This is a genomic window from Bacillus sp. EA-CB0995, from assembly GCF_055814245.1.
Genome location: NZ_CP169269.1, coordinates 702,725 through 726,631, shown reverse-complemented (window position 1 = coordinate 726,631; position 23,907 = coordinate 702,725). Strand labels below are relative to the sequence as shown.

Sequence of the window (23,907 nt, the reverse complement as noted above, 5' to 3'; positions counted from 1 at the left end):
AAGGAGTCATGTTCATGGGAGAACGTTTTTTTCTTTACGATGATACAGTGGAAACAAAAACGCGTTTCGTAAGCTTTATGGGAGAAAACGAGCGCCACGATTTAGCACTTTTGTATTCTGACCGTCATTATGGTAAAACTATCGTCCTTGATATACAGCGCAATAAATTTGCCATTGTCGGTCGTGACGACTTAGAAGAACCTGGCTACTTAGAACATGCATTTTCTATTTCAGAAGAAAATGCAGAAGAATTACGTTCATTTTTATTTGAACTGATGTAAATTTAAATCACCAACTTACAACAGAGTTGGTGATTTTTTATGTTATATATTTCGAATTTTCAGTTTAATGTTATATAATAACGACAAATCTATTTGGATAGAAAGGATGTTACACTACGTATGCCAACATATACTTTGTAATGGAGCAGCAACTGGATAGTATTACTCTCAAAAAAGCACAACGCTTTTTTCCGGGGAGTAGTCTGCCCAATTCCCATTACAAAGGAACGTAGCACATCTGTAGTATGATTGTTACGAAGGTTCCTCACAGGGGAATCTTCTTTTATTTTTCTCTGTTTTCTATATTTCATACTGCAAGACATCCAAATAGATGTCTCACGTTCCTTAATCTAAATGCGAGGTGAAGGAAAATGCAGAACATACAACTTTCTTGGAATTTATATAAGACAGAATTAGAAGATACTGTAGAAAAACATTGTAAAAATTGTGGTCATACAGTCCTGTTTACTGATACACATATTCGCAGACATAATGCGAACGGTAAAAACATTTATCGTTTTGCAATTTATAAATGCGAAAAAGGACATACATGGAATAAGAAATTACACATATATAAAACGTATTCTGAACATGTTGAAACAGTCGATATATCTCAAGAAGAACACCAAGCAACATTAAACGCCATTTCAATGATGCTCTATAAAAATGCAGGAACAACGCAATTAACTATTTTATTAAAATTCGTGCACGGTTCGTTTCGCATCGATAAAGCACTTGCAAGCTACATTTCAGGCTGGAGCCGAACAGTGATTACGGGAAAAATTAAAGACGGCTCTATTCATTTAAACGGTCAACACATTAAACCAAATGCCAAACTTTCAGCTGGCGATTGTATTTCTATATACCTGTAATTGATATAACAATGTTAAAAAAATTCCTCTTACAACGGTGTAAGAGGAATTCTTTTACTTCTTCACTTTTCGCAGTACAAAGTATGAACATCCAAAATTACAATACTCGTATAAATACTCCGATAACGTACTAATTTTCGTATCATACGTTGCACGCTGGTTGCTATCATCAAAAAAGCCGCGCAATCGTAGCTGATCATACCCCCAATCACCCACGATATAATCATATTTATTTAAAATTTCTGCGTAACGAGCTTTAAATGCTTCTTCATTAAATCCATTTCGATTTTCTTGTATGACTTCATACTGGATATTATTCACGTAAACTGTAGTGCGAATCTCCTGCTTCTGCTCCATCTTCCATTCCCTTTCCTATTCTTTCTTCTTTTTATCGTATCATAAAGCCACAAAACCAACAATTTCAAATACAAAAAACCTCCTAAGTGGGAAATGCTATGGAGTGAACCTTCCTTTTGAAGCGTTCTTCTTCAAAAGGTTAATTGAATCAATCGAGCTCTTACGGACAGTTATCTCCCGCCTATCTTCTTCAACTTCTCACAATCTTGAGGGGGGGGAGCTTTACTGTCCGTTAGGGCGGGATGAATAAAGCTCTCACCAATTAGGCTTTTTCGGGCAGTTATCCCCTACCTATCTTCCTCGTTTTTCCTTGAATCTTGAGATGTGGGTACTACTGCCCGCAAATAGCAAGATCAATAAGGAGGAAACAATCATGAAAAAACAACTGCTCCTATCCCTTCTCACCCTTTCCATCTTTGCTGGATGTCAAACAAACAACAAAGCGGAAATGAAACAGGAAGAAGGAAGCCGCGTACTCTTGTCTGCGCATAGAGACATATACGGGAAAGACGTGCCAAACGACAGGCTGACAAAAGTCGGCTATTCTCAAAAACAAAAAGATGAAGTGTCGAATCGCCAAGTCGGTACGATTAACAAGGAACGATTAGCAGAAATGATTACAGATATAACGGTGAAACTTCCAGACGTTATAAATGCCGCAACACTTGTAACAGATGATGAAGTATTTGTTGTATACCGAGCAAACACGACAGATCCAGCTCTAGTCGCTGATCAAGTACAAAAAGCAGCATTGTCCGTTGTTCCCCGCTATTACAAAGCATATGTATCAACGGATCAAAAATTGATATCACAAATCCAAGGACTCAAATCTGGCACATTAAATGATAAAGAATATGCCCAAACACTCGATATGCTCAAGCATGAAATGAGCAAAAATCCGCATTTAAGCAACACGCAAAATACTACACTGCCTAACACAATGAAGTAAAGTGAAACTTCCTTTTGGAGCGTTCTTCCCCAAAAGGTTAGTTGAACCAATCGGGCGACTGCCGGCAGTTAACACTCCTTTACTTTTGCTAAAATATTACTAATAACAGGATACATTAAATGACCTGAGAATATACTCTCAGGTTATTTACTAAACATTTCACCGTTTTTCCTGCATAATAGAAATAGTATATATATTAGAAAGTGGTGAAATGTATGGTTTCAAATGCAACAATTGGAAGTATGATTGTGCAAATTGCTATTTCAGTTCTTATCCCAATCATTGCTCTCGTTTACTGTCGAAAGAAGTATGGAATCTCTTTAAAAATTGTCGGTGTCGGGATTGTATTCTTTTTGGGATTCTCACAAATTTTAGAAAAAACGTTACATGTCTATGTATTTGGAAATCCAGCAGCAACTGAGCTACTAAAAAATCCGTTTATCTATGCTATATATGGCGGATTAACTGCTGGTATTTTTGAAGAACTTGCACGTTTTATCGCCTTTTTCTTTTTACTCAAGAAGTACCAGGAGTATAAAGACGGCCTTGCTTATGGAATCGGTCACGGAGGGATTGAATCATTATTAATTGGGGCGACTGCCGGAGTGCAAAGTCTTGTATTTGCTTTCTCTATTAATAATGGAACCTTCTCCAAAATGATTGAAAAGGTACCTCAGCTCAGCGCTGTCCAAGATGCATTACTACATACTCCGCCTTACTTCTATTTACTTGGCGGAATAGAGCGGATCGTTGCTTTTATCATGCAAATTGCTCTTACAATGCTTGTCTTATATGGCGTAAAGCATAAGAAGTATATGTTTGTAGGGCTGGCAGTATTTCTTCATTCGTTTGTTGACTTTTTCGCAGCGCTTTACCAACGTAGACAAATCAATTTGTTCGTAACGGAAGGAATTATGATACTGTTTGGCATTGGTGCTTACATCCTAATTCGTAAAATGAAAACAAAATTCCTAGCAGAACATGCAAGCTAAGCCGAATCGGCTTAGCTTTTTATTTTGATTTCAGTTACCAATAACTAGAGAAAGGAGGATTCCTCACTCTATTTGTCGAAGTACGTACAAATTCGTCTATTCATAAGTGAGGGATGAATCATGAAGAAATTAATTGTTGTCCGCCATTGCACTGCAACTGGGCAAGAACATGATGCACCACTTACAGCAGTAGGTCAGCAACAAGCTAAAGCTCTTGCAGATTTTCTCATCACAGAACAGCTCCCTATCGAAAACATTATCTCTAGCCCATTTACTCGTGCTGTTCAATCCATTACACCTTACGCGTCACATATGCAGCTCCCTATTCAAGAGGATATGCGGTTAACTGAGCGTATACTGAGCGGCGCTCCAATGAGTAATTGGCTACAAATGCTAGAGCAAACATTTATAGAAATAGATGTCGCATTTCCTGGCGGAGAATCGACGCGCCAAGCGACGGAGAGAGTACAGTCACTTATCCACAGCATATTACAAGAAGATACGAAAAAAGTAACACTGCTCGTTACACATGGTAACTTATTCACACTCATTTTAAGGCTTTTTGACAAAAACGTTGGTTTTTCCACATGGGAAAGCTTAAGCAATCCAGACGTATACGAAATTACATTAGACAAGCATGCAACAACTATCCACAGATTGTGGAGGGAGCAATTAGAAAATCGTTACGTTAGCTACTGATATAGTGAAACTTCCATCAATGGGGGTTTTCTTCATCCCCCATTGATGATTAGTTGAACCACTCTCGCATTAAATCAGAGCATATTTACTGTGCACCAACGAGGAATATATCGCACATAAAATTTGAATTGAAACATGAGAACTACAAAAGGGAAAAGAAAGGAGCTTGTATTCCAATGTACGAAGAAGTCATCTCATTACTACATAAAACGAATGTTTTATATGAGAAATTTGAACATGAACCTGTTTTAAATTATGAAACAGATCGAATGATTCGGGAACGTCTCGGTTTAGATGGTGAACCAAGTAAAAGTCTCTTTTTAAAAACGAAATCCGGGGCTTACTATGTCTTTTTTACATTAGAAGGAACTCGCCTTGATATGAAGCAAATGAAAAATATGATCGGTACAAGCGTCTCTCTTTGTTCACCTGATGAACTAAGAACGACAACAGGATGCATCCCAGGATGTGTTGCTCCTTTTGGCTATACAGAGGATGTAACAATTATTGTGGATTCTTCTATCTATCAATACGAAAAAATATTGATTTCACCTGGTGTCCCTGAATTTACAATTGCTTTATCCACAGAAGAATTGCGTAAAGTGTTATCCACATGTGGAAATACCGTATTAGAATATGAATGAAAAAGAGCTGAAAATTTCAGTTCTTTTTTCATCCATGTGCACCCGAACCCGACATATTTAATACAACAACTCCGCCAATAATAAGCACTATGCCAACGAACGTTTGCCATGTAAAAGCGTCCTTCCAAATGAGAACACCAAGTAATGCCGTTAGCGCTGTACCAACTCCAGACCAAATCGCATAAGCAGTGCTAAGTTGAAGGTATTGCAACGCTTGGGATAAACAATAAAATGCAGATATAAAACCAAGGACAACACCGACACTTGGCCATACTTTCGTAAATCCATCTGACAACTTTAGCATCGTTGTCCCAAATACTTCACTCACAATTGCAATCGCTAAAAAAACAAACCCTTTCATAAAACTCCCCCTTTATCCTCTGCATTGTCTACACTGGTATCTTGTCCAAAAAAATCCCCCTTAGCTCATTTACTAAGAAGGATTTCCTCATTATTTTGCTTCTACCGTATTTGCTTTTGCAGATTGTACTTGCTCATCTGCATGGTAAGAAGAACGTACAAGCGGACCAGCTTCACAGTGACTAAATCCTTTGCTAAGTGCAATTTCTTTTAGCTCTGCAAATTCTGCTGGTGTGTAATACTTAATAACTGGTAAATGCTTTTTAGATGGTTGCAAATATTGACCAAGCGTTAAAATATTAACGTTGTTTGCACGTAGATCATCCATTGCTTCGATAAGGTCATCTCTTGTTTCCCCAAGTCCTACCATGATGCTTGATTTTGTTGGAATATCAGGCTGCATTTCTTTAGCACGACGTAAAAATTCTAGAGAACGATCATATTTTGCTCTAGCGCGAACTCGGTCAGATAATCGACGTACCGTTTCAATGTTATGGTTTAAAATATCAGGACGTGCATCCATTAACATTTTTAAATTTTCTTCTACTCCGCCCATATCAGAAGGTAAAACTTCAATAGACGTAAATGGATTTTTACGACGAACTGCGCGTACTGTTTCAGCGAAAACAGCTGCTCCTCCGTCTTTCAAATCATCACGTGCAACTGCTGTTATAACAACGTGTTTTAAGCCCATTTGTTCTACAGAATCTGCTACGCGTTCTGGCTCTTGTAAATCAAGTTCTGTTGGTAAGCCTGTTTTAACCGCACAGAAACGGCATGCGCGCGTGCAAACTGCACCTAAAATCATAAATGTTGCTGTTTTACGAACAGCCCAGCATTCATGAATATTCGGACACTTCGCCTCTTCACAAACGGTATGAAGGTTCTTAGAACGCATCATTTTCTTTAAGCCTGTATAGTTTTCATTTGTGTTTAATTTAATTTTTAACCACTCGGGCTTGCGCATATATTCTGTTTGTTTTGTCATGTTTATCAACTCCGCACAATATGAAATAGTTTACCATGTTCGCTTCTTTCAATGTAACATATCTATTTTATCGTATGAAAGCGATTTGCTCAAATGAAGATTCAAAGAATTCCTTCCAATTATTACTTATAATGAAATATCGTGTATATCCCACACTAAAGGTAGTGATTTCGAAAGGAGCTTACTGCCGTGCATCGAAAATTTTTCCTTCTGTTTTCTATCTGTTTTCTTCTTCTTCAAACAAACATTGTGTACGGACAAGAAAACAAGCAAGAAGACATATACATGAAGCGAATGACATTATATAAAGAAATGGAGACATTCTCTCTTATTCCATGGTACTACTTTGCTGCCATCGATCAATACGAGCGAAATATCCGTGCTGTTCGCAGCGATATTCCGAAAAAGCCAGATGCCATTATCTCTATTTACTTCAAACCAGAAGTATGGTCCGGACCAGCAAATCCAGACCCCCATGATACAAAACCGTACACAATCTCCTTATTTGGAGGCATGGGGTTAGACGGAGACAACGATGGATTGGCAGACGCAAATAATGAAAAAGATGTTCTCTATACAATGACCACCATATTAGGGAAACGTGGGACAAATCGAGAACAGCTAAAAATTATGTTGTGGGAATATTATCAGCGGACTAAAACAGTAGAGCTAATATTAGGTTATGCTCGTATGTACAAGCACTACAATCGGATTAATTTAGAAGGTAATGCTTTCCCTCTGCCTGTTCGCAGCGATCATAGTTATCGCAGTACATTTGGTGCTAAACGAAGCTTTGGCGGACGGCGTATGCATGAAGGAACAGATATTTTCGCTGGCTATGGTGTACCTGTTCGTTCTACTTGCTATGGCATTATTGAAACGAAAGGTTGGAATCGTCTTGGCGGCTGGCGCATTGGTATTCGCGACTTATATAACAACTACCATTACTACGCACATTTAGGCGGATTTTCCAAAGAAATACAGCTTAGACAAATCGTCGAGCCTGGAACTGTCATTGGATTTGTCGGCAGTACTGGTTATGGTCCGCCTGGAACAGCAGGTAAATTCCCGCCTCACTTGCACTTTGGATTGTATAAAGATAACGGCTATACAGAATGGGCGTTTGATCCGTACATGCATTTAAGCATATGGGAGCGGAAAGAACGGATGAACTCCAAAAAATAACCGCAGTGCGGCGGTTATGAAAAATATAAAAAAGCGGGTAACATTAGTTATCCGCTTTTTTCTCCTTTTTCTCTGGTGCAACAACTCCGCCGCTTCCATAATAGCCAGGTACTTCTCCTTGAATAATGCGCGTGGCTACTGGAATATCTTGCTTCACAGTTACTTCCTTCGTATGAAACGGAATAATAACCTGAAGAGCCACTTCAATTTCCATCACAATTTTAATAGCCGTATTGTTAATTCCTTGCTGCTGAAAATCTTGTTTAATATTTGTGGATACATGACCAATTGTTGTAAACGTAATTGGAATATCTGGTCCTATGTTCCCAAGTAATGCATTATCCGTAATTCTACCAAGAGGAACAGATAGTGCAGTTCCGTCATCTTCTGATAATCCTAACCCCTTCGTATCCCCTTTCTCGACTTGATGTAAATATTTCTCTATGTACGTTGTTGTCGATGTTACAATCTCATTCACTGCTTCTGTATTTAAATCAATTGTAGATACTTTTCCATTCTTATCCGTTTGCACTTTCATTAATGAATCGACATCGATCCCTTGTGCAATCCTATCCTTTACTGCTTTCGTCATCACAACTGTCGCAGTTTGCTTCGTCTGCATTTCTGCATATGTCATTAATGTTGGCTGAATGCTTTTGTTTACAAGCCACAATCCTTGTAAGGTCAGTATAATAAAAATAGCAAATGAAATAAGCAATACGTACCGAAATGGCAGTGGTCCTTTCCGAAACCGAGAAGTCCGGGGGCGAAACGCACGCATAACAAATCCCTCCTTCTTACACATGTATATGCAAAAAAGAGGGACGATATATTTAGATCATTTTTAGCAGTGCATCTTTTCCAATTGTACCATTTGTAATCCCTAACCTTTCCGCTTCAATCGTAACCGATTCAAGCGGTGCTTCTAACAACTGCTCAATCGTTCTTACGCCAACAGCGCGCCCTGCAAGAATGCCGCGATCGCTTAACTTTTCGTTTAACAATCCCACATCTAACGCCCCGCACATAATATATCCTTTATCGCTCATAACTGCTAACAAATTTGTCTTTGGAAGCTTTACGCTTACTGCTATAAACGTATATTCATTTATTATAATTGGTTCTATATTAACCATAGTTCACACTCCTCTCTCCTTTATCTGTATGAAATTAGAAAAAAGAATGTGAATATAAAAAGCCTACTGTAATCAGTAGGCTATAATTTCACAGATAATGCGCATTTCATTAGTGTATCCTTCAAAACATCACGGAGCAATTCCGGCATATAATACTCTTTTTCCGGCACGACCGCAAGCTCTGGGTATAAGTAACCGAATGTGAACATATCAATCGTTCCTACTGTATAGATTCGTTCTAGATCTAATGATTCCCCGTTAATGATTACGTCTTCGAGTAAAATTTTATTACCCGGAATCGTATCTGGCACAACATCTAAGCCAGCATACATCATTTTCCCCATGACTTTCCCGCGAAAACCTAAACCTTTTACTTCAAGCTGTTCCATGTTTGGACGTCGTGCTTTCAAAATAACATCTCGCAATGTTTTCCCTTTCACTTGCAAACGGCATGGATTAATCGGATGTGGACAAATGCGATGAATATCTCCTCGGGTAACTACACCTTCCTGTAATCCCTCGAGTAATACACCAGCATTCACCATGCCAATTTCAGCATCGCACCACTCCCTAAGGGATTCGGCAAGCATATGAGCAAATTTCGTTTCCTGAAACCAATCCATTTCTAACGATTCCTTTAAACTTACAACAGGCTCTGCCATGATGAACTTACTTTCTTGTTCAAGCTCTCCTAATAAAATATTGGGCTCTCCATATGCGCCTAATCGCTTCGCACTAATTGCCCGTCCATCTTTTTTCGTCACTTGCTTTGTTTGTAAGTCCACCGTTATTTGCACATGCCCCACATAATGTCCCCACTTCTCTGCGCAGCAGAGAAGCGTTCCATTCACTAATACACCGCGCTCAAATAAATGATGGGTATGTGCGCCTAAAATAACATCTATATCATAATGCTCTGCCATATATTCATCTGCATTCTTTCCTAAATGAGACAATACAACAATGACATCCGCCTGTGAACGTACCTCTTCTAAAATTGTTTCCAAATGTAGAAACGGATCTTCAATATGCCAATCTAACTTCGCATAAAAGTCAGGATATGCCACTGTTAAACCGATAAAAGCAATTGTAACCCCATTATCAAGTGTTTGCAGCACGTATGGTTTTACCCAGCTAGGACGTGCTTGATTTGTTTCAAATAAATTGGCAACGAGCACTTCAAAATTTGCATCGTCGTATAAATGATCCAGTTGCTCCTTCGCAAGTGTAATCCCTTCATTGTTCCCAATCGTTACATAATCGTACAACGCTTCATTTAATAGCTGCACATTTCCTTTTCCGCTCGTTGCCTCAGAAATCATATGAAAGCGATCAACGTGATCGCCAATATCTAATGTAAAGACCGCTTCACCAGCAGCAAGACGACGCTTTTTCTCTTCTACAACAAACCGAGAAATTTGCGGCCAATTTTCAAAATGACTATGTATATCATTTGTATGATAAAGATGAATTGTTACTTCTGTATCTATATTCAGAGAAAAACCTCCTCTCAATTCCATACTTCTTGTTTACGCTACATGTAAGCTCGAATCCTGTAAATACTTTTCGTCTTTTCTTGCTATTTTACATTGTACTCTCATTGATGGAAAAAGCAAAAGTTTCTTCTTTAAAAGTTAAGGAGAAGATGCAGCATGTTTGTAATTAACAAAAGCTTTTCGCATGTCGAACTTCTTCAGAAGGTCTTTATATTGTGTCAAAGCGCCGATATATTGTAAAAAGTACCGTTATATTTGCGCCCATGAAAAAAGCGCCCTGTAAACAGGGCGCTTCGGACGTATACATTACCTTTAATTATAACTAATATTAGCACTTGGGTATAATGTCGTTCCTCCAATTGAAACTTTGATTTCTTTTGATAATGGAACATTTTGTTCATTAATAACGGTTCTCCACCATTCCCATGCAAGACCTGTGCATTCCCATGCTACGACTTTTATATTTTTTGAATTAGGTGGAAGTGGTATTACTGTAGAGAAATGAGCAGTTTTGTCTTTGTCGTTTCCTTCCCAATTTTTATGGGATAGTACTTCTTTTCCATTTTCATCATATGAGAATTCATCCCAGGATACTTCAAATTGAGCAACATATGCACCATGATGATCAAGCGTCATTTTAGCACTGGAATATTCTGTAGTTGTAGTCTCGATATAATCTGTATTGTTATGAACAGCAGCAACTGCGTTATCCTTTAAGAAAGTGCTAGTATATGAAATTGGATATGCTGGATTTTTAGGACTTAATTCTGCATTATCTTTAATTATATTTCGTATTTCATTAAAATCTTTTGTAACAACCTTGTTATGCTCTTTTGAATCTCCGCCTAATACTACAGCGGTAAAGGTACTGTCTTCAAAAATATCTTTGTACTGCGCACTCGCTTCGACGCTGTTATTCTTAAGTAAAGCTTTAAAGGCAGCTTGTACATCTTTGCTCTTAGAAGTTGTTTCTAATTTTACATAAATTGTTCTGCCGTAAGCTACATTTGACACCATAACAGGCGGAGCCGTATTACTTACCCCTTTACGAGTTAACTCTTCAAAAGTAACGCTATTATCAAAAAGGTCTGATGGATTGTTAGGTAGTTCTGCACTTACGGTATAAAATATTTGCTTATATGCCGCAACCATCACTTTTTTCTCTCCATTTGCAATCGCATTAAAGTCAATATTCAGTCCATTATCAAGATATTTAGCGTTAACATTAAGAGCACTTGCTATTTGAGATTTACTATAAACCATAGATTCTGTATACTGCATTCTTGCAGGTAACGTATGTGTTGTTGAATACTTTTCATTCCAAGTAGATACTAAATCATCTACTGCTCCAGACACATTACTATATGTTGGATTTTGGACAGTTACTGTATTTTCTTTTCTCATGCCTGGTAAGTCTATACTAATATTCAAAGGTTTTCTCTTAGCCACTAATAAATTAGGTTGATTATCCGCAAAAGCCTTATTTGCAAGTTGTACTGCTCCTGGATATGTACGATTAGTCATAGAATCAATAATTGAAATATCCACTGGTGAAGTTGTAAGTGATTTTTTCTCACGTTCAACCACCACAAATTTACCATTTGAATTGATACCTTCCTTTGAAACAAAACTCTCTACTTTATCACCATTTACTGCTAAAACATCTCTACTATCATACTTTAAATTTGCTATGCCAGTATCAATTCCACTAGCATTTTTTGTTGCATCAGCTGAATTATCTGTTTGTGTTTCAGCAAAGGAAATAAATGAATAATTAATAGTGCATAAACTAACTAATAAACATGCTAGAAACTTTATTCCTCTAATGTTATTTATAATTTTCAAAAAATTCAACTCCTTTTTTAGAATAATTTTGTTGCATCAGCTGAATTACTTGTTTAAGTTTCAGCGAAGGGAATAAACGAATAATTAATAGTGCATAAATTAACTAATAAACATACTATGAATTTTATTCCCTCAATAAAGTTTAGAATTATCTAAAAACTAACCTCCTTTTTCAAAAAATTGTATCATAAAATTTCAATTTTTGTATATTGATAAAATTTTTTCAGATAGTTTTTCAGCTACTTTCATGCACCCGGTCCTTTTTTACTCCTTAACATCTTTATGCCTATAAAGTGAAACTTCCACAAAAATAAAATACGTGTCCGAGCGCCCTAACAAAGTAAATATCGTATGAAAAGCGCCGATATATTTGCGCCCAATTAAAAAAGCGCCCTGTTTAACAGGGCGCTTCTGCTTTTCATATTAACCGATAGAACCTTCCATCTCAAATTTGATTAGACGGTTCATTTCTACTGCGTATTCCATTGGAAGTTCGCGAGTGAATGGCTCGATGAAGCCCATTACGATCATTTCTGTTGCTTCTTGCTCAGAAATACCGCGGCTCATTAGGTAGAATAATTGTTCTTCTGATACTTTTGATACTTTCGCTTCGTGCTCAAGTGATACGTGATCGTTTTTGATCTCGTTGTAAGGAATTGTATCAGATGTAGATTGGTTATCCATGATTAATGTGTCACACTCGATGTTAGAGCGAGAGTTTGTCGCTTTTGGTCCGAATTGTACGATACCACGGTATGTTACTTTACCACCATGTTTCGCAATCGATTTAGAAACGATTGTTGAAGATGTGTTTGGCGCTAAGTGAATCATTTTCGCACCAGCATCTTGGTGTTGGCCTTTACCAGCAATCGCGATAGATAATGTTAAACCACGAGCGCCTTCGCCTTTTAAGATAACAGCTGGGTATTTCATCGTTAATTTCGATCCGATATTACCGTCAATCCATTCCATCGTTGCGTTTGCTTCACAAACTGCACGTTTTGTAACTAGGTTGTATACGTTGTTTGCCCAGTTTTGGATTGTTGTATAACGGCAATATGCATCTTTCTTAATGATGATTTCTACTACCGCACTGTGAAGTGAGTTTGTTGTGTAAACAGGTGCTGTACAACCTTCTACGTAGTGTACGTGTGCGCCTTCGTCTACGATAATAAGCGTACGTTCGAATTGTCCCATATTTTCAGAGTTAATACGGAAATACGCTTGAAGTGGTGTATCAACTTTTATACCTTTTGGAACGTAGATAAATGATCCACCAGACCAAACTGCAGAGTTTAATGCAGAGAATTTGTTATCAGTTGGCGGGATTACTTTCCCGAAATGCTCACGGAAAATATCTTCGTTCTCTTTTAATGCGCTATCTGTATCTTTAAATACGATTCCTAGAGCTTCTAGGTCTTCTTTCATGTTGTGGTATACAACTTCAGATTCGTACTGTGCAGATACACCCGCTAAATACTTTTGTTCTGCTTCTGGAATACCTAATTTATCAAACGTTGCTTTAATTTCATCAGGTACTTCATCCCAAGACTTCTCAGATTTCTCAGATGGTTTTACGTAGTACGTAATTTCATCGAAATCTAAGTCATTTAAGTCGCCGCCCCATTGTGGCATTGGCATTTCATAGAAATGATTCAGTGATTTTAAACGGAAGTCTAACATCCACTGTGGTTCTTCTTTCATACGTGAAATCTCTTCTACGATTTCTTTTGTTAAACCGCGCTCAGCACGGAAAATTGAAACGTCCTTATCTTTGAAACCATATTTATAATCGCCGATATCTGGCAGCTGTTTCGCCATGTTCGTATGTCCCTCCTTGGATAAACTTCGTATTTAGGAACTCATTTGCATTACTTTTCTTCGTTCAAGCCTTTTTCTAACGCTTTCCAAGCTAATGTTGCACACTTAATACGCGCTGGAAATTTGCATACACCTTGCAATGCTTCAATATCTCCTAAATCAACGCTGTCATCATACTCTTTTCCTAGCATCATATCAGAGAAAATTTTAGAAAGCTGAAGTGCTTCTTCAATTTTCTTTCCTTTTACCGCTTGCGTCATCATAGAAGCGGAAGACATAGAGATGGAACAACCTTCTCCTTCAAACTTCGCTTCTTGAACAATACCGTCTTCTACTTTCATTGTAAGTTGAATGCGGTCACCGCAAGTTGGATTGTTCAAATTAACCGTAACACTATCTTCTAATACGCCATGGTTACGTGGATTTTTATAATGATCCATAATAACTTGACGATATAACGTATCTAAATTATTAAATGACATTTGTGAAATACTCCTTTGTTTTCGTCAGCGCTTCGACAAATGTATCAATTTCTTCTTTTGTGTTATATAAATAGAAGCTTGCACGTGCTGTAGAAGAAGCTTTTAGCCACTTCATTAACGGCTGTGCACAATGATGACCTGCACGAACCGCAATGCCTTCTACATCTAATACTGTAGCAACATCGTGTGGATGTACGTCATCAATATTAAATGTAACAAGACCTGCACGGCGCTTTGGACCATAAATTGTAACACCGTCTACTTCTGATAGTCTTTCTAAAGCATACTGCGCTAATTCATGTTCATGCCTTTCAATATTATCAAGACCGATTTCTTCTAAGAAATCAATTGCAGCTCCAAGTCCGATTGCATTCGCAATAATCGGTGTACCTGCTTCGAATTTCCACGGAAGCTCTTTCCACGTAGATTCTTGTAAATCTACGAAATCGATCATTTCACCGCCAAATTCAATTGGCTCCATATTGTTAAGCAATTCCTTCTTACCATATAATACGCCGACACCTGTAGGTCCGCACATTTTATGAGCGGATAAAGTGTAAAAATCACAGTTTAAATCTTGTACATCCACTTTCATATGCGGTGTACTTTGTGCACCATCAACGACCATAATTGCACCGTTTTGATGTGCGATTTCTGCAATTTCTTTTACAGGGTTAATCGTTCCAAGTACGTTTGATACGTACATGATGGAAACGATTTTTGTATTTGGCGTAATCGTTTGACGAACATCTTCTAATGAGATTGTTCCGTCTTCTTGAAGCGGAAGATATTTTAACGTTGCGCCTGTTTTCTTAGCAACTTGTTGCCAAGGAATGATATTACTATGGTGCTCCATGTAAGAGATGACAATTTCATCGCCTTCTTTTACATTTTCCATGCCATAGCTTGCCGCAACTGTATTTAACGCTGTTGTTGTACCGCGCGTAAAAATAATTTCTTCCATAGACTTCGCATTAATAAACTTACGAACTTTTCGCGTGCGCCTTCATACGCATCGGTTGCTTTCGTACCGAGCGTATGAACACCGCGATGAACATTAGAGTTGTATTCTTTATAGTAACGTTCTAACGTTTCAATTACTTGAATTGGTTTTTGAGAAGTTGCCGCACTATCGAAATAAACAAGTTGTTTGCCGTTCACTTTTTGATCAAGAATTGGAAACTGTTTGCGTATTTCATGAATATCCATTAGCGAACTTTCCTTTCGATTACCTCAACAAGCTGTGCTTTTACTCCTTCGATTGGAAGCTCATTTACTACAGGTGCTAAGAATCCATGGATGACTAAACGTTCTGCTTCTTTCTTCGGAATACCACGGCTCATTAGGTAGTATAGTTGTGTAGGATCTACGCGTCCTACAGAAGCTGCGTGACCTGCCATTACATCATCTTCATCGATTAAAAGAATTGGGTTTGCATCGCCGCGTGCTTTTTCATTTAACATCAGAACGCGAGAAGATTGCTGTGCGTTTGATTTAGAAGCACCATGCTCAATTTTACCAATTCCGTTAAAGATAGATGTTGCGCTATCTTTTTGTACACCGTGTTTTAAGATAAAGCCTTCAGAATGTTTACCGAAGTGAACAACTTTTGTTGTAAAGTTTTGTGTTTGGTTACCACGGCCAATTGTTACTGTTTTTGTATCAGCAAATGAACCGTCTCCCATTAAGTTTGTTACGTTCTCAGAAATTGTGTTTCCATCGTTCATAAGACCTAATGCCCACTCTAGACGTCCATCTCGTCCAACTACGCCGCGGCGGTTTACGTAAGATGTTACATCTTTTGCTAATAAGTCAACTGCACCAAATTTCACTTGTGCACCTTGTTCTACAATTACTTCTGCCACGATATTTGCAATACCAGTAACAGTTTCATTTGCCACGTAGTTTTCTACATATGTTGCAGAACTGTTTGCATCTGCTACAAATAATACGTGGTTATATACATTTGCTTCTTCACCGTCTACTAAGAATACAGCTTGAAGCGGTGTTTCAAGAACAACGTTTTTCGGAACGTATACGAACGCACCGCCGTTGATTAGTGCAGCATGAAGCGCTGTTAAACGATGCTCGTCAACTTTCACGCCGTCTTTCATTAAATACTTTTGTACTAGTTCAGCATGCTCAGTTGCAGCTGTTACGATATCTGTAAGAATAACGCCTTTTGTTTTCGCCTCTTCTGATAAAGAAACGAATGCAGTTGTACCGCTGCGCCCTACAAGAACGCTATTATTTTCGTCAATTAAATTTTTCACTGCTTCTGGAAGTTCTTCTAAAGAATGTACAGGCTCTTGCTTTGCAGTTTGACCTTTGCCGATAAAATCCCATTTATCAATTTTTGTTTTATCAGGCGTTGGCATTGGAAGTTCAGTTGCCTTTGCAAAAGCTTGTAAGCGGAACTCAGTCAACCAAGCAGCTTCATCTCGCTTCGCTTGCGCGTTGACGGATTGTTTCTTGATCGAAAGGTAATGTACCAATTGTCATGTTTATGCTCCTCTCTTACGCTTCTTGCTCTTCTGTTTCGTCTTCAATACCTAGTTCTTTTTTAATCCAGTCGTAACCTTCAGCTTCTAAACGTTGTGCAAGCTCAGGACCGCCAGATTTCACAACACGACCATTCATCATAACGTGTACATGATCTGGAGTGATGTAGTTTAATAAACGTTGGTAGTGCGTGATCATTAAGCAACCGAAATCTTCGCCGCGCATTTCGTTAATACCTTTAGATACAACTTTTAATGCATCGATATCAAGACCAGAGTCAATTTCGTCTAAGATTGCGATTTTTGGCTGAATCATCATTAATTGAAGAATTTCATTACGTTTTTTCTCACCGCCAGAGAAACCTTCGTTTAAGTAACGTTGTGCCATTGATGGATCCATTTCTAGGAATTCCATGTTTTTATCTAATGTACGGATAAATTTCATAAGAGAAATTTCATCGCCTTCTTCACGGCGTGCATTAATTGCAGAACGTAAGAAGTCAGCGTTTGTTACTCCGCTAATTTCACTTGGATATTGCATTGCTAGGAATAGACCCGCTTGTGCGCGCTCATCTACTTCCATTTCTAATACATCTTCACCGTCGATGATGATGCTGCCTTGTGTTACTTCATATTTTGGGTGTCCCATAATTGCAGAAGATAAAGTTGATTTACCTGTTCCGTTAGGTCCCATAATTGCGTGAATTTCTCCACCTTTTATTTCAAGGTTTACACCCTTTAAAATTTCTTTGCCATCGATTGATACATGTAAATCTTTAATCGTTAATGTAGAACCAGTCATCTCAATACCTCCATTAATCATCTATATACATTTTAAAAATTACTAAAACGTTCACATTCTCATTTTATTCTCATTCTAATTTTATATCAAATAAAATGATATCGCAAACGTTAAAAAATGTAACAATTTTTCTACAAATACGAGCAGGAATTTTCTGCACATTATATTATGATACACCTTTCTTCCTACTTATATAAAGAAAAAAGGGCTGAAAAATCCCAACCCTTTTTTCACCTTATTCACTTAAAGGAATCACAGCTCCTTTGTATTCTTTCTTAATGAAATCTTGAATTTCTTTTGAATGTAATACTTCTACAAGTGCTTTAATTTCTTTCTTATCTTTATCGCCTTTACGAACGGCGACTACGTTTGCATATGGAGAATCCTTACTTTCAATCGCGATTGCATCTTTCCTTGGATTTAATTTTGCATCAATTGCATAGTTAGCGTTAATTAAAACAGCATCGCCTTCTTTATTGTTATACATTTGTGTTAATAAACCGGGCTCAATGTCCGTTTTGAATTTCAAATTTTTCGGGTTTTCTGCAATATCTTTTACGGTTGCTTTTACAGGGTCTATACCATCTTTAATTTTCAAAATACCTTCTTTTTGTAAAATCGCTAAACCACGTCCATGATCAGTAATTGCATTACTCATAATAATTGTTGCTCCATCTGGAAGCTCTTTTAGGCTTTTATATTTTTGAGAATATATACCGATTGGTTCTATGTGTATTTTCCCAGCTACTTCAAAATCATATTTTTTATCTTTCATTTCTTTCTCTAAGTATGGAATACCTTGGAAATAATTTGCATCTAAATCTTTATCCGCTAATGATTTATTTGGTAATACGTAGTCTTGGAATTTTTTAATTTCTAGTTTTACACCTTTTTTCTCAAGTAACGGTTTTGCTTGTTCTAAAATAACCGCATGCGGTACGTTAGAAGCACCAACTACAAGTGTCTTTTCATCTTTTCCGCCGCCGCCACAAGCAGCTAATGCAAATACAAAGGCTGCTATAAAAATTGAGAATATAATTTTCTTCATAAAATACCACCTTTATTTTCGTAATTTTCGGAACCTCATTTCTACATCCATCTTACTGGTTACAAAATAAGAGCTGGCATTTACCAGCCCTTTTTTCACCTTATTCACTTAAAGGAAGCACAGCTCCTTTGTATTCTTTGTTAATGAAATCTTGAATTTCTTTTGAATGTAATACTTCTACAAGTGCTTTAATTTCTTTTTTATCTTTGTCACCTTTACGAACAACAACTACGTTTGCGTATGGAGAATCATTGCCTTCAATCGCAATCGCATCTTTTTCTGGGTTTAATTTCGCATCAATTGCATAGTTTGAATTGATTAAAACCGCATCGCCTTCTTTATTGTTATACACTTGTGGTAACAAGCCCGGCTCAATGTCTGTTTTGAACTTCAAGTGTTTCGGGTTTTCTGCAATATCTTTTGTCGTCGCTTTAACAGGGTCTACACCATCTTTAATTTTTATAATGCCTGCTTTTTGCAAAATTGCTAACCCACGTCCATGATCAGTAACAGAGTTACTCATAATAATTGTTGCCCCATCTGGAAGATCCTTTAAGCTTTTATATTTTTGAGAATATACACCAATTGGTTCTAAGTGAATTTTTCCTGCTATTTCAAAATTATAGCCTTTATCTTTTATTTCTTGCTCTAAGTACGGAATATGCTGGAAGTAGTTCGCATCAATTTCTTTATCAGCTAACGCTTTGTTTGGCAGTACATAGTCTTGGAATTTTTTAATTTTTAATGTGATACCCTGTTTCTCTAATAGTGGTTTCGCTTTTTCTAAAATAACTGCATGCGGTACGTTAGAAGCACCAACTACAAGTGTCTTTTCATCTTTTCCGCCGCCGCCACAAGCAGCTAATGCAAACACAAATACAGCAAGAAGTGCTGAAAATAATACCTTCTTCATGTTATAACATCCCCTCTTTTTTCAATATTCAAAATATAAAGTCTATATAGAGTTTTCGTACGAAACGAAAACTCTTTATCCTAATAATAACTAACTTCTCTTTACCTTTTATCAAGTCGCTTTGTAAGAAAATCACCAAACATTTGAATAATAAATACAATAACAAGTACAAGAATTGTTGCCATGAGAGTAACATCACCATTATTGCGTTGGAACCCCTCTAAATAAGCAAGTGTACCAAGACCACCTGCTCCAACAACTCCAGCCATTGCTGTGTAGCCTACAAGTGCAATTGCCGTTACCGTAATACCCGAAATAAGTGCTGGAAAAGATTCTGGTATCAATACTTTTAAGATAATTGTACTCGTCTTTGCTCCCATCGCTTTTGATGCTTCAATAACGCCTTTATCAATTTCACGAAGCGCAATTTCAACCATTCTCGCATAGAACGGTGCTGCTCCAACAATTAATGCTGGCAATGCGGCACTTGCTCCAAGAATCGTATTAAGAAGAAACTTCGTAAACGGAATCAATAAAATGATTAAAATGATGAACGGAATGGAACGAAAAATATTTACAAACGCGCCAATCACAATATTAACTGGCTTGTTCTCCCACAGATTATCTTTTCCTGTGAGAAACAGTACTAATCCAAGAATAAGACCTAATACGAACGTTGCAAGCGTGGCAATTGCCGTCATGTATAACGTTTCTTGTGTTGCTTCTAACATTTGATCCCAATCGACATTTTGAAACAAATTATCCATGTGCAATCACCTCCAGCTCTACTTGCTCTTGTTGAATTGTTGCAACTGCCTCTGCAACTATATCTTCGTCACCTTTTAAATGAACAATTAAACTTCCATACGCCCCGTTTGTTGTTTGAGCAATATTCCCTTGCAGAATGCTCACTTCCACTCCATCTTGCTTCATTAACTCCTGCAAAACTGGTCTTTCTACCGCTTCACCAATAAATTGCAGTTTCACAACTTTTCCTTCCGGGTACTTCTCTACTAAATGTTCAATTGCTTCATCTGTATCTTCAGAATCTGTTATTTGCTTAACAAAACGCTTTGTAATGTCTTGCTGCGGATTACGAAATACTTCTAACACACTGCCGCTTTCAACAATCTTTCCTTTTTCCATAACAGCAACGCGGTTACAAATTTTTTGAATAACGTGCATTTCATGTGTAATGAGTACAATCGTTAAACCGAGGCGTTTATTAATATCGAGAAGCAAATCTAAAATTTGATCTGTTGTTTCTGGATCTAGTGCTGATGTCGCTTCATCGCATAATAATACTTTCGGGTTATTTGCTAATGCTCTCGCAATACCAACACGCTGCTTTTGTCCACCACTTAGCTGAGATGGATACGCATCTCCCCGTCCCTCTAAACCAACAAGACGAATCAATTCATCTACACGCTGTGTTCTTTTCTCTTTTGTCACTCCAGCAATTTCAAGCGGAAAAGCAATATTTTCACGAACGGTTCGTGACCAAAGCAAGTTAAAATGCTGGAAAATCATCCCGATTTCTTGACGCGCTTCTCGCAGTTCTTTTCCTCTAATTGCTGAAATCAAACGCTCTCCAACAGTAATTTTTCCAGACGTTGGTTTCTCCAATTGATTAAACAAGCGAATTAAGGAACTCTTTCCGGCACCGCTATATCCGATAACCCCGAAAATTTCACCTTTTTCTATTTGTAAATTCGCATTATCAACAGCAGTAACATCGCCGGTTTTGGAGCGATATATTTTCTTTACATTTTCTAACACAATCATTGATGTCACCCCTTTTTAGTTAAAAATCGTAAGCGGCTCGCCGCTATAACTATAAAAACGATTTGTCGTTTGAGCGTCCTCCTACACTGAAACAACAAAAAAACCTTTCTGCTTTAAAATGAGCAGAAAGGTTTATATACATAAATTACTATTATCCTTTCCTCTCATCTCTCAAAGCATTCGCTTTGCAGGAATTGGCACCATTTCAACATAAGTTGACGGTTGCCGGGTTTCATAGGGCACAGTCCCTCCACCTCTCTTGATAAGAGAAAATCAGATATAAATTTCGTCTGATTTTGTCGTTATGAAGTTTTCGTTATTTCATGTTTTGAATTGTATCAACGCATGAAATAGATGTCAACAGAAATTTTCGCAAAGAAGGAACTTTCTGAAATTTAAGCACCTATTCGTAGCGGCTTACAAATATGAAATACAGATTCTAATAATAACATTGTTTGGTATGTCCCTCTATATGTAATGGCCTTTCTACGCAATAGTGACTGCAAACGAACTTGTCCTGTAATTAATAACTGCAAGTCATCTTCTTGAAAACAAACAAGTTCTTCCGTTCCCATTGCACCATTCGTAAGCTCAATTTTATCTCTTGAAATTTTCAATGAATAACGCTCATCTTGAAAAGTAAAACAAACAGTCCGCTCAAATTGCGGCAGTAGCGGTTCTAAATGATATTGCGTATTGGCATATGTTACAAATGATTGAAGCAGTGAATACAATTTCATCTCCGTCACACTCCTCATATCACGTTTTACATAATACCATTCCATTTCTATAACGGGCTCTCCTGTATCTTTCTCTCGACAAAAAATCGCTTGTTGCTTATATTTCCCAAGAAATATGTCGAGGCGGCAAAGTATTTGCCGCCTATTGTAATTCCATATATAAATATTCCACAGATTGAAATGCATATATTTTCTTCATAAGTTGATTTTTCTCAAATATAAGTAAACACGGAACACTTTCAATTTCGTACTCCCGCGCAAAATGCGGTGCGTAATTTAAATCTAGCATCCCAATTTCCAAATGAGGTAATGCGGCTTCAACAACTGTTAACATTTTTTTAGCAAGTTGACACGTACCACACATTGGCGTATATACGTATAACACCGTTTTATCTTGATTTTCAACTGCAGCTACAGCTTCATTTCCTGTCAAATCGATCATTCTACCATTCCTTACCGTAAAAATTCTGTATAAACGTCAATGTCAGCTCCCCATAAAACGTTCGCTAAATGATTTGATGGTGCAGTTGCAACCTCACGATACGAACGATCAATATAAATATGTTCAGCATGTGGAAATTCTCGGCGAAATTGTTTGCGTAGCTTCTCTCCTGCATCATCTGCGTCCACAAGCACATACACTTCTTTATCGTACAGCTGATCAATAAGTTCATCCATTTTCGACAAACTAATTGTACCATTTGTACAAACAATTTCCACCGGTTCTCTAATAATCGTTTCAATCTTCTTCTTATCTGATTTACCTTCAACAATAATTACTTTTTCCACATAGACCACTTGGCATCACCCGATCACCATATACTATGATACAACCTTACCTTTAGTATATAGTATATTCGATATTTCAATGTTGTTTCCTGTTTATTTTTGTGAATAAAAGCGGAAGTGGCTCGTTCAGAATGTGAGGAAGAAGTGAAGCCACCGAACATTCTAGCTACTAGAGCTGACACAAATAAAAAAGGACAGCTATTAGCTGCCCTTTCCATCTTAGTCTTGATTGATCATTTCTTCGTATTGTTCTGCAGTTAATAAGTTATCCACTTGACCTGCATCTTCAATCTCAACTTTAATCATCCATGCACCTTCGTATGGAGATTCGTTAACAAGCTCTGGCTTGTCATTTAATTCTTCGTTTACTGCTACAACTTTACCTGCTACAGGTGCGTATAACTCAGAAACTGTTTTAACAGATTCTACGCTTCCGAATGGCTCGTCAGCTTCGATTGTTGCACCAACTTCAGGAAGTTCTACGAATACGATATCTCCTAATTCGTGTTGTGCGAAATCTGTAATACCGATAACAACTTGGTTGCCATCAACTTTTACCCATTCGTGTTCTTCAGAGTAACGTAATTGTTTTGGAATGCTCATGTCTGTACCTCCAATGAATGTATTAATTATGTAAAAATACCTTATCGGTACTTTTTCCACACGCTTTCAAATTGCTCTTCATTAAAGCCAACTGTTACATGATTACTGCCTGTTACAATTGGTCGTTTGATTAACATGCCATCAGAAGCGAGCATGTCCAACATTTCCTCTTCACTTGCATCTTTTAGCTTATCCTTTAAACCAAGCTCGCGGTAACGCATTCCACTTGTGTTAAAGAACTTTTTTAATGGCAATTCGCTTTTTTCACATAAACTGCGAAGTTCTTCCTTAGAAGGTGGATTTTCAACAATATGAATCATTTCATATGCTACATCATTTGCTTCTAACCATTTTTTTGCCTTTTGGCATGTTCCACATTTTGGATATGAATAAAATGTTACTGGCATACATTCACCTACTTTTCACTAACCTTTACCTTATCATATAGAAAATATTTTTTCATTTCAAACTTTAACTTAATTCGCTAAGAATTTCTTTTATCCTGCAAAATCTTTTATTTTTCTTAAATTCTCAAAAAATACTTTACTACCCTAAAGAAATTATTTAACATAATATTAACTATGTTAAATATATGGTTTTTAAAACACGAAATACTAAA

At 37.4% G+C, this 23,907-nt stretch carries 26 protein-coding genes, 2 pseudogenes and 1 riboswitch; of the genes and pseudogenes, 7 read left to right on the top strand and 21 right to left on the bottom strand.

Features of this window, described 5'->3' with window-relative positions; translation table 11 throughout:
• The first annotated feature begins 14 nt into the window (after window positions 1-14).
• Together ACEWFJ_RS03800 and ACEWFJ_RS03795 are read left to right on the top strand one after the other, a co-directional pair.
• Window positions 15-281 (top strand): DUF3055 domain-containing protein, encoded by a 267-nt coding sequence (locus tag ACEWFJ_RS03800; protein ID WP_473690519.1) that lies wholly within the window; start codon window positions 15-17, stop codon window positions 279-281.
• A 371-nt stretch (window positions 282-652) separates the two neighbouring features.
• Complete coding sequence (locus tag ACEWFJ_RS03795) at window positions 653-1,153, top strand: RNA-binding S4 domain-containing protein (RefSeq protein WP_473690517.1); 501 nt, start codon at window positions 653-655, stop codon at window positions 1,151-1,153.
• A gap of 54 nt (window positions 1,154-1,207) precedes the next feature.
• On the opposite strand, the gene ACEWFJ_RS03790 is transcribed toward ACEWFJ_RS03795, so the two are convergent.
• A complete protein-coding gene (locus ACEWFJ_RS03790; protein ID WP_473690515.1) occupies window positions 1,208-1,510 on the bottom strand; it encodes a YutD family protein in 303 nt (100 codons plus the stop codon).
• A gap of 373 nt (window positions 1,511-1,883) precedes the next feature.
• Here ACEWFJ_RS03790 and ACEWFJ_RS03785 point away from each other — a divergent pair, with 373 nt between their 5' ends.
• From ACEWFJ_RS03785 to ACEWFJ_RS03770, 4 genes are all read left to right on the top strand, one after another.
• On the top strand, window positions 1,884-2,459 hold the full coding sequence (locus tag ACEWFJ_RS03785; RefSeq protein WP_473690513.1) for a YhcN/YlaJ family sporulation lipoprotein: 576 nt from the start codon (window positions 1,884-1,886) through the stop codon (window positions 2,457-2,459).
• A 215-nt stretch (window positions 2,460-2,674) separates the two neighbouring features.
• Window positions 2,675-3,451: a YhfC family intramembrane metalloprotease gene (locus ACEWFJ_RS03780; protein ID WP_473690511.1), complete on the top strand. Its 777-nt coding sequence runs from the start codon at window positions 2,675-2,677 to the stop codon at window positions 3,449-3,451.
• A 120-nt stretch (window positions 3,452-3,571) separates the two neighbouring features.
• A complete protein-coding gene (locus ACEWFJ_RS03775; protein ID WP_473690509.1) occupies window positions 3,572-4,150 on the top strand; it encodes a histidine phosphatase family protein in 579 nt (192 codons plus the stop codon).
• Window positions 4,151-4,326: 176 nt separating this feature from the next.
• Window positions 4,327-4,794, top strand: coding sequence for a YbaK/EbsC family protein (locus ACEWFJ_RS03770; protein WP_253630783.1), 468 nt, complete (start codon window positions 4,327-4,329; stop codon window positions 4,792-4,794).
• 28 nt (window positions 4,795-4,822) lie between these two features.
• Here the strand turns inward: ACEWFJ_RS03770 and ACEWFJ_RS03765 are convergent, their stop codons facing one another.
• Window positions 4,823-5,155, bottom strand: a complete 333-nt coding sequence (locus ACEWFJ_RS03765; protein ID WP_473690507.1) for a DMT family transporter — start codon at window positions 5,153-5,155, stop codon at window positions 4,823-4,825.
• A gap of 90 nt (window positions 5,156-5,245) precedes the next feature.
• A complete protein-coding gene (gene lipA / locus ACEWFJ_RS03760; protein WP_473690505.1) occupies window positions 5,246-6,142 on the bottom strand; it encodes a lipoyl synthase in 897 nt (298 codons plus the stop codon).
• Between the two features lie 189 nt (window positions 6,143-6,331).
• Between lipA and ACEWFJ_RS03755 the strand changes: the two genes are divergently transcribed.
• Window positions 6,332-7,327, top strand: coding sequence for a M23 family metallopeptidase (locus tag ACEWFJ_RS03755; RefSeq protein ID WP_473690503.1), 996 nt, complete (start codon window positions 6,332-6,334; stop codon window positions 7,325-7,327).
• A gap of 43 nt (window positions 7,328-7,370) precedes the next feature.
• On the opposite strand, the gene yunB is transcribed toward ACEWFJ_RS03755, so the two are convergent.
• The 18 genes and pseudogenes from yunB to ACEWFJ_RS03665 all read right to left on the bottom strand — a co-directional run bounded on the left by yunB (window position 7,371) and on the right by ACEWFJ_RS03665 (window position 23,695).
• Entirely contained in the window at window positions 7,371-8,108 is a 738-nt protein-coding gene (gene yunB / locus ACEWFJ_RS03750; protein ID WP_473690501.1) for a sporulation protein YunB, read from the bottom strand.
• A 52-nt stretch (window positions 8,109-8,160) separates the two neighbouring features.
• On the bottom strand, window positions 8,161-8,463 hold the full coding sequence (locus ACEWFJ_RS03745; protein ID WP_429706829.1) for a YunC family protein: 303 nt from the start codon (window positions 8,461-8,463) through the stop codon (window positions 8,161-8,163).
• 80 nt (window positions 8,464-8,543) lie between these two features.
• Complete coding sequence (locus tag ACEWFJ_RS03740) at window positions 8,544-9,977, bottom strand: bifunctional metallophosphatase/5'-nucleotidase (RefSeq protein ID WP_473690499.1); 1,434 nt, start codon at window positions 9,975-9,977, stop codon at window positions 8,544-8,546.
• Between the two features lie 294 nt (window positions 9,978-10,271).
• Entirely contained in the window at window positions 10,272-11,813 is a 1,542-nt protein-coding gene (locus ACEWFJ_RS03735) for a thiol-activated cytolysin family protein (RefSeq protein WP_473690497.1), read from the bottom strand.
• A gap of 414 nt (window positions 11,814-12,227) precedes the next feature.
• Window positions 12,228-13,625 carry a Fe-S cluster assembly protein SufB gene (gene sufB / locus ACEWFJ_RS03730; RefSeq protein ID WP_473690495.1) on the bottom strand — a complete coding sequence of 466 codons (1,398 nt, stop codon included), beginning with the start codon at window positions 13,623-13,625 and terminating at the stop codon, window positions 12,228-12,230.
• Window positions 13,626-13,675: 50 nt separating this feature from the next.
• Window positions 13,676-14,107 (bottom strand): Fe-S cluster assembly sulfur transfer protein SufU, encoded by a 432-nt coding sequence (gene sufU / locus ACEWFJ_RS03725; protein ID WP_473690493.1) that lies wholly within the window; start codon window positions 14,105-14,107, stop codon window positions 13,676-13,678.
• Window positions 14,097-15,316 (bottom strand): annotated as a pseudogene (sufS, locus tag ACEWFJ_RS03720) (cysteine desulfurase SufS). The gene sufU and the pseudogene sufS overlap by 11 nt, the downstream one beginning before the upstream one ends.
• Window positions 15,316-16,609: pseudogene (gene sufD / locus ACEWFJ_RS03715) on the bottom strand (Fe-S cluster assembly protein SufD). The pseudogenes sufS and sufD overlap by 1 nt, the downstream one beginning before the upstream one ends.
• 15 nt (window positions 16,610-16,624) lie before the next feature.
• On the bottom strand, window positions 16,625-17,410 hold the full coding sequence (gene sufC, locus ACEWFJ_RS03710; protein WP_429716193.1) for a Fe-S cluster assembly ATPase SufC: 786 nt from the start codon (window positions 17,408-17,410) through the stop codon (window positions 16,625-16,627).
• A 235-nt stretch (window positions 17,411-17,645) separates the two neighbouring features.
• Window positions 17,646-18,458, bottom strand: a complete 813-nt coding sequence (gene metQ / locus ACEWFJ_RS03705) for a methionine ABC transporter substrate-binding lipoprotein MetQ (protein WP_473690491.1) — start codon at window positions 18,456-18,458, stop codon at window positions 17,646-17,648.
• A gap of 100 nt (window positions 18,459-18,558) precedes the next feature.
• Window positions 18,559-19,371: a methionine ABC transporter substrate-binding lipoprotein MetQ gene (gene metQ / locus ACEWFJ_RS03700; protein WP_473690489.1), complete on the bottom strand. Its 813-nt coding sequence runs from the start codon at window positions 19,369-19,371 to the stop codon at window positions 18,559-18,561.
• Between the two features lie 101 nt (window positions 19,372-19,472).
• Entirely contained in the window at window positions 19,473-20,138 is a 666-nt protein-coding gene (locus ACEWFJ_RS03695) for a methionine ABC transporter permease (RefSeq protein ID WP_473690487.1), read from the bottom strand.
• The gene (locus ACEWFJ_RS03690; RefSeq protein WP_473690485.1) at window positions 20,131-21,156 is read right to left on the bottom strand and encodes a methionine ABC transporter ATP-binding protein; all 1,026 of its coding nucleotides are present in this window, start codon (window positions 21,154-21,156) and stop codon (window positions 20,131-20,133) included. Before ACEWFJ_RS03690 ends, ACEWFJ_RS03695 begins: the two co-directional genes overlap by 8 nt.
• A 161-nt stretch (window positions 21,157-21,317) precedes the next feature.
• A riboswitch (SAM riboswitch) is annotated at window positions 21,318-21,425 on the bottom strand.
• Window positions 21,426-21,551: 126 nt separating this feature from the next.
• Window positions 21,552-21,896: a hypothetical protein gene (locus ACEWFJ_RS03685; protein WP_253631193.1), complete on the bottom strand. Its 345-nt coding sequence runs from the start codon at window positions 21,894-21,896 to the stop codon at window positions 21,552-21,554.
• A gap of 142 nt (window positions 21,897-22,038) precedes the next feature.
• On the bottom strand, window positions 22,039-22,338 hold the full coding sequence (locus ACEWFJ_RS03680) for a thioredoxin family protein (RefSeq protein ID WP_230574691.1): 300 nt from the start codon (window positions 22,336-22,338) through the stop codon (window positions 22,039-22,041).
• Between the two features lie 11 nt (window positions 22,339-22,349).
• Window positions 22,350-22,694, bottom strand: a complete 345-nt coding sequence (locus tag ACEWFJ_RS03675) for a toprim domain-containing protein (protein WP_098308849.1) — start codon at window positions 22,692-22,694, stop codon at window positions 22,350-22,352.
• A gap of 210 nt (window positions 22,695-22,904) precedes the next feature.
• Window positions 22,905-23,288: a glycine cleavage system protein GcvH gene (gcvH, locus tag ACEWFJ_RS03670; protein ID WP_098308851.1), complete on the bottom strand. Its 384-nt coding sequence runs from the start codon at window positions 23,286-23,288 to the stop codon at window positions 22,905-22,907.
• Between the two features lie 41 nt (window positions 23,289-23,329).
• Window positions 23,330-23,695 (bottom strand): arsenate reductase family protein, encoded by a 366-nt coding sequence (locus tag ACEWFJ_RS03665; RefSeq protein WP_473690482.1) that lies wholly within the window; start codon window positions 23,693-23,695, stop codon window positions 23,330-23,332.
• Window positions 23,696-23,907 lie beyond the last annotated feature (212 nt).